The sequence below is a fragment of the Endozoicomonas sp. YOMI1 genome (genome assembly GCF_024606345.1).
In the GTDB taxonomy this organism is placed as follows: Bacteria; Pseudomonadota; Gammaproteobacteria; order Pseudomonadales; family Endozoicomonadaceae; genus Endozoicomonas.
Map to the genome: position 1 here is coordinate 1 of NZ_JAHHPM010000549.1, position 6,974 is coordinate 6,974.

The window sequence follows — 6,974 nt, forward strand, 5'->3', positions numbered from 1 at the left end:
CATACAAAAAGCGCCGCCCGCTGCCCGAAAAAGACAGGCCGCTTGTGCTTTTGCGGGAAGCGGGTAGCGGCCTTAACTGGTCTCAGTCAGATGCGAAATTTATTGCGGAACAATTTCTTCTTAGTGGTTAATCGAATTTCATGATGCGCATGTTAAGAAATGTTGTTCGGTTAATTGTTTTTTTGAGTATTTTCCGAGGTTGGCTGTCTTTTCCGACAATTGCTTGACTCATATCAATCTTTCAGGATTGATAAAGTTTGTTTTTGTTTGCAAGATTTTGTCGACAAGAAGGCATTGGTTGAGTTCTTTATTTTTAATAAACGACTATGCCTAAATTAATAAATATTGACCTGCGTGAAGCAGATGGAAGTAGCCATTATGAGAAAATCATTGCTTGGGGAATGTCTTGCCGAGTTTATTGGCACAGGGCTTCTTATTTTCTTTGGTGTGGGGTGTGTAGCGGCTCTCGTTCTGGGTGGTGTTGATTTTGGCCAGTGGGAAGTATCCATCGTCTGGGGTCTTGGTGTTGCCATTGCCATTTATGTTACCGGCGGCATTTCCGGCGCTCACCTGAATCCGGCCGTTACGCTTGCATTAACTGTTTTTAAAGGCTTCGACAAGCAAAAGGTCATTCCCTTTATTGTTGCCCAGGTGTTGGGTGCTTTCTGTTCTGCGGCTCTGGTTTACTTGCTGTACAGTGGCTTATTCGCTGATTATGAGTTGACCCATCATATTATTCGTGGCTCTGAGGAGAGTCTGGCCACAGCGGGTATTTTCTCGACTTATGCAAACCCGGCACTGACTAACCTGCAGGCCTTCGCTGTCGAGTTTGTCATCACCGCTGTGCTCATGGGCGGAATTCTGGCTATCGGTGATGAAAATAATGGTGTTTCCAACGGTGCGCTTTCTGCCCTTCTCATCGGTGTTCTTATTGCTGTTATCGGTGCATCTTTCGGCCCTCTGACCGGTTTTGCCATGAACCCGGCACGGGATTTTGGCCCGAAACTCTTTGCGTTTTTTGCGGGCTGGGGCGAAGTGGCGCTGACGGGTGCACGAGCCAACCCCTATTTCTGGGTACCGATTGTTGCGCCTGTCTGTGGTGCCATGACCGGTGCGTGGCTTTACATCAATGTGCTTGGCAAACAGGTAGAGCCTGTTGACTGCGCAACACCTGGTTGTGAAATCAAAACCGTCTGATCGTTATTAGCTGCTTTCTGTCAGTTTTGTGAGAAGGTAGGGGGAAGGCCACCTGCCAGTTATGGAATTAAGGACAACAGAATGACCACTGAAAAAAAATACATTGTTTCTCTTGACCAGGGTACAACCAGTTCACGTGCCATCATTTTTAACCATGACGGTGAAATTGTAGGGACTTCTCAGCGGGAGTTTACCCAGCACTATCCTCAACCCGGCTGGGTTGAGCACAACCCAATGGAGATCTGGGCAACCCAGAGTTCGGTTCTGACCGAAGTGCTGGCAAAAACCAATATTCGACCTGATGAGGTGGCCGCTCTTGGTATTACCAATCAGCGTGAAACCACCGTTGTCTGGGATAAAAATACCGGTCAGCCTGTCTATAACGCCATTGTATGGCAGTGCCGTCGTACAACGGACATCTGCGAACAATTAAAAAAAGCGGGTCTGGAAAGCCATATCCGTGAAACCACCGGTCTGGTTCTGGACGCCTATTTCTCTGGCACAAAAATCAAGTGGATTCTTGATAACGTAGAAGGTGCCCGTGAAAGTGCCGAGAAAGGTGACCTGTTGTTCGGTACCGTGGATACCTGGCTGACCTGGAAGCTCACCAATGGCCGTGCCCATGTGACTGATGTGACCAACGCTTCACGCACCATGCTGTTTGATATCAACCGCCTGGAGTGGGATGACACCATCCTGAAGGCGTTGGATATTCCACGCAGCATGCTGCCTGAAGTGAAGTCCAGCTCGGAAGTGTATGGCAAGACCAATATCGGTGGTAAAGGTGGAACACGGATTCCGGTGGCTGGCATGGCGGGTGACCAGCAGGCCGCCCTGTTTGGCCAGATGTGCCATGAAAAAGGCATGGCCAAAAATACCTATGGCACAGGCTGCTTCCTGTTGATGAATACCGGTGAGACACCTGTTAAGTCTGAAAATGGTCTTTTAACGACCATCGCCTTTGGTATTGATGGCAAGGTGCATTATGCCCTGGAAGGCGCTGTCTTTATGGGCGGGGCTTCCGTTCAGTGGCTTCGCGATGAGCTTGGCCTGGTTCGTGATGCGGCGGATACCGAATATTTTGCCAGTAAAGTAAAAGACACCAATGGTGTGTATGTGGTGCCGGGTTTTGTTGGTTTGGGAGCGCCATACTGGGATCCTTATGCCCGTGGTGCCATTTTTGGTCTGACCCGTGGCGCTAACCGTAACCATATTGTTCGTGCGACGCTGGAAGCCATTGCTTATCAATCCCGTGATCTGATTGAAGCGATGCAGCAGGATGCTGGCTTCAAAATGAAACAGCTGCATGTTGATGGTGGTGCCGTTGCCAATAACTTCCTGATGCAGTTCCAGTCAGACATTTTGAATAAGGAAGTGGTTCGTCCGACGGTGACTGAGTCAACAGCAGCGGGTTCCGCTTATCTGGCAGGTCTTGCCGTTGGCTTCTGGAAAAGCATTGATGAGCTTAAGGACAAGGTTGGCGTTGATCGTGTTTATACTCCGGTGATGGATGATGAACAGCGCACAGGGTTGTACAAAGGCTGGAAGAAAGCGGTAGAACGCAGCCTGAAATGGGAAGATCAGGAATAAACGGCAGCGTCCTCAGGCTCAGGGTGCGTTTGCTACCCTGAGCCCTGAAGCCAAATTATCATCCGACATTGGTGGATGCAGTGAGCACTGCTTTAGCCAATGTTTAATGCGGCGTTTGGTGAAAGACATACACTATCGTAGTGCAGAAAAGCGCTAATACCCACACAGCACCCCAGGTTCAGTAAACAGGTAATCCCACCAACAAGCGCTGTTAATTACCACTTTGTCAAAAAATCACTTACTATGTCTGCCCTGATTTATGAGAGGGGTTTCCATCTTATGAAACAGCTCAATCAGCCTGAATTTTTGCTGTGAGAATGATGTCGTGTGTTGCTGGTTCCTGTGATCTTGTCAACGTTCAAATCAGGTAAGAATATCGGTCGTTTTCACAGTAAAAGTTCCAGCAGTTTTGATTGGGGTCAGCATTCTGAACTGACAAATATAAGGTACCCGCTGGTGCTTTTATCCGGTTCAGAAGCGCTGGGTGCTGATGCACTGAACGAAAAGTCTATTAATTTAGCTTCCGGTGACCGTTATGCGCATAGGGATCCCTGGAGAGGTCCAGGAAAACGAGAATCGCGTTGCTGCAACGCCCGATACCGTGGGTAAGTTGCAGAAGCTCGGTTTTGACGTCGTCGTTGAACGAGGTGCAGGGGTAAAAGCCAGCTTTGAGGATGAAGCATTCACTCAGGCTGGTGCCCGGGCCGTTGATCGTGATGAGGTCTGGAATTCAGACATTATTCTCAAGGTGAACGCGCCCATTGATGATGAAATTGCACTGCTGAAAGATGGCGCTACCCTGGCCAGCTTCATCTGGCCTGCCCAGAATGAAGCGCTGATGAATAAGCTCAGCCAGCGTAATGTGAACATTCTGGCAATGGACAGCGTACCGCGCCTGTCGCGCTCACAGTCTCTGGATGCCCTGAGTTCAATGGCCAATATCGGTGGCTATCGTGCGGTGGTTGAGGCATCCCACGAGTTTGGCCGCTTCTTTAATGGTCAGATCACCGCGGCCGGTAAAATTCCGCCTGCCAGGGTACTGGTCATTGGTGCCGGTGTTGCTGGCCTGGCTGCCCTGGGTGCAGCGGGCAGCATGGGTGCCATTGTGCGTGCATTCGATACCCGGCCTGAAGTCAAAGAGCAGGTTGAGAGTATGGGGGCCGAGTTCCTTGAGCTGGTCTTTTCACCGGAAGAGGAAGAACAACAGGACTCTTCCGATGGTTATGCGAAAGAGATGAGCCAGGCCTTTATTGATGCCGAGATGGCGCTCTTTATGGCGCAGGCCCGAGAAGTTGATATCATCATCACCACGGCGCTTATTCCCGGTAAACCGGCACCAAAGCTGATCACCGAAGACATGGTCAAGGCCATGAAGCCCGGCAGTGTTATTGTCGATCTGGCTGCCCAGACCGGTGGTAACTGTGCATGCACCGTCAAGGATCAGATCACCGTCGCCCATGGCGTAAAAGTGATCGGTTATACCGATCTGCCGAGTCGTCTGCCTACCCAGTCATCGCAACTGTACGGCACTAATCTGGTTAATCTGCTGAAACTGCTCTGTCCAAACAAGGATGGACAGATTGATATCAACTTTGATGATGAAGTTATCCGTGGTCTGACCGTGATCCGTGACGGCAGCATCACCTGGCCGCCACCCCCGGTGAAAGTCAGTGCTGCCCCGGCTGCCAGGCCTGAACCGGTTGTGGCTAAAGAGCCTGAGCAAGAAGCAAAGTCCAAACCCTGGCTGAAGCCGGTGCTGATGGCTGTCGGCGCTGTTCTCTTTGGTTGTGTGGCTAACGCTGCCCCCAGCAGTTTCCTGGAACATTTCACCGTTTTTGTCCTCGCTTCCATCGTCGGCTATTACGTTATCTGGAATGTGACGTCTGCGCTGCATACGCCATTGATGAGTGTCACCAACGCCATCAGTGGCATTGTGGTGGTTGGTGGCCTGGTCCAGATGGGCAGTGACAACAATATTGTACTTGCACTGTCGGGTATCGCCATCACGGTCGCCGTCATCAATATTGTTGGTGGATTCGCTGTTACCCAGCGGATGCTCAAGATGTTCCGTCTGGATTAACAGGAGTCGCTCGCAATGTCTGAAGGATTACTGGTAGCGGCTTATCTGCTCGCTGCATTGATGTTTGTTATGAGCCTGGCCGGGCTTAGCCGACAGGATACGGCAAAAAACGGCAATATCTATGGCATCACCGGTATGGTGGTTGCCGTTCTGGCAACCCTGGCTCATGCCCATATTGCCGGTATTACCCTGGTAACAATTTGCATGATGGTGGGTGCGGGTGTTGGCCTCTACCTGGCGATTAAGGTCCAGATGACGGAGATGCCACAGCTGGTGGCCATTCTGAACGGCTTTGGTGGTCTGGCGGCCGTACTGATTGGTTTTTCCAGTGCGCTGGAAATAAATGACTCACTGGTAGGTCAGTTTAAAGACCTGGTGATGTCGTCTGAGCAGTTGATTCACAGCTGTGAAATCTTTATCGGGATTATTATTGGTGCGGTGACGTTCAGTGGCTCGGTGGTGGCGGCGTTGAAGCTACATGGCAAGATTTCCAGCCGTCCTGTATCACTGCCCGGTAAGCACTGGACCAACCTGGCCATCCTTGGCCTGGCGGTTTTGATGGGGGTTGTGTATGTACAGCAGCACAGTATTCTGGCGCTGGTGCTGGTCACCCTCCTGGCATTTGCCTTTGGTGTAACCCTGGTGCTGGGTATTGGCGGTGCCGATATGCCGGTGGTGGTATCCATGCTTAACGCCTACTCAGGTCTGGCGGCTGCCATGACTGGCTTTATGCTGGGCAACAACCTGCTGATCATTACCGGTGCCATGGTGGGTTCTTCCGGTGCCATTCTCTCTTACCTGATGTGCAGGGCCATGAATCGTTCGTTTATTTCGGTGATTCTGGGGGGCTTTGGTATCAAAGAAGGGACTATCGTCGACGGTGGTGATCAGGGTGAGTATACGGAAGTCAGTGCAGAAGACGTTGCGGAACGGCTGAAGAACGCCTCCAGTGTCATTATCACGCCTGGCTATGGTATGGCGGTTGCCCAGGCTCAGCACCCGGTTCGTGATCTGGTCAATAAGCTGCGGGACCGTGGTATCAACATTCGTTTTGGTATCCACCCGGTTGCCGGTCGGCTGCCGGGTCATATGAATGTACTGCTGGCAGAGGCAAAAGTGCCTTATGACATCGTGGAAGAGATGGATGAAATCAATGATGACTTTGCCGATACCGACACGGTTCTGGTGATCGGTGCCAACGACACGGTGAACCCGGCGGCCGCCGAAGATCCCAACAGCCCCATTGCCGGCATGCCGGTATTGCGGGTTTGGGAAGCCGGAGAAGTGATCGTATTCAAACGCTCAATGGCTACCGGCTATGCGGGTGTTCAGAATCCACTGTTCTTCCGTGAGAACAGCCGTATGCTGTTTGGTGATGCAACCGACAGTGTTGAGCAGATTCTCAAACAGTTCTGATATTCCCTCCCAGGCTGGCAGCAAACGCTGTCAGTCTGAAATATTCCTGGCAAGAACTCTCAGTAATCCCGGTACTGCTAAAAATAAAAAAATCATTCTTATTTACATCTACATTTGTATTCCGAATCCTGTGACCCGGAAGCAATGAAATGACCCCTGTACTCACTTCCTGCGTAACCATGACTGCACCATCTGACTCGGCTGCCACTGATAGCGGCCATAGCCCGGAGGGTTCGGGCTGGTCGGGTTTCTGGAATGTCAGTAAGACATTGGCTAAGTCCTTTCATCCTGACTTTGATCCCGGGCAACAGACTGATCTGCCAGATCAGCCAGGTAGCCCATGGATACAATTGAAGATTCAACCTAAAGAGCTGGCTTTGCGTCTGGCCCAGAAAGCCATACCCGCCAATAGCTATTTCAATACCATTAACCAGGTGGCCATGGCCTGTCTGGCGCTGGCCAGCCTGCCGGGTTGTGGGGGCCAGGCGACGCAAGACCACAACCTTGAAAACAGTAAAGAACCAACCGGCACTGCTGCCTCAACCTCGCAATCGACCAGTTCTGCAAAACCGACGCCAACACCAACGCAATCAAGCTCTCAGCTGAAAAATACATCTACTGCGCCGCAGGCTCCGACAACGCCATCGCCAGTGCTATCAAGATCAAGTTCACAGCAGGAAAGGACACTCAC

5 protein-coding genes are annotated in these 6,974 nt (G+C 51.2%); all 5 read left to right on the forward strand.

Annotated elements, in window-relative coordinates:
• Window positions 1-378: 378 nt before the first annotated feature.
• Window positions 379-1,197 (forward strand): MIP/aquaporin family protein, encoded by an 819-nt coding sequence (locus tag KDK15_RS19500; protein WP_257297066.1) that lies wholly within the window; start codon window positions 379-381, stop codon window positions 1,195-1,197.
• Window positions 1,198-1,278: 81 nt separating this feature from the next.
• Window positions 1,279-2,787: a glycerol kinase GlpK gene (gene glpK, locus KDK15_RS19505; protein ID WP_257297067.1), complete on the forward strand. Its 1,509-nt coding sequence runs from the start codon at window positions 1,279-1,281 to the stop codon at window positions 2,785-2,787.
• 535 nt (window positions 2,788-3,322) lie between these two features.
• Window positions 3,323-4,867, forward strand: a complete 1,545-nt coding sequence (locus tag KDK15_RS19510; protein ID WP_257297068.1) for a Re/Si-specific NAD(P)(+) transhydrogenase subunit alpha — start codon at window positions 3,323-3,325, stop codon at window positions 4,865-4,867.
• A 15-nt stretch (window positions 4,868-4,882) separates the two neighbouring features.
• Window positions 4,883-6,283, forward strand: a complete 1,401-nt coding sequence (pntB, locus tag KDK15_RS19515; protein WP_257297069.1) for a Re/Si-specific NAD(P)(+) transhydrogenase subunit beta — start codon at window positions 4,883-4,885, stop codon at window positions 6,281-6,283.
• 149 nt (window positions 6,284-6,432) lie between these two features.
• Window positions 6,433-6,974, forward strand: a 542-nt coding sequence (locus KDK15_RS19520; RefSeq protein ID WP_257297070.1) for a hypothetical protein, incomplete at its 3' end; no start/stop codon positions are given.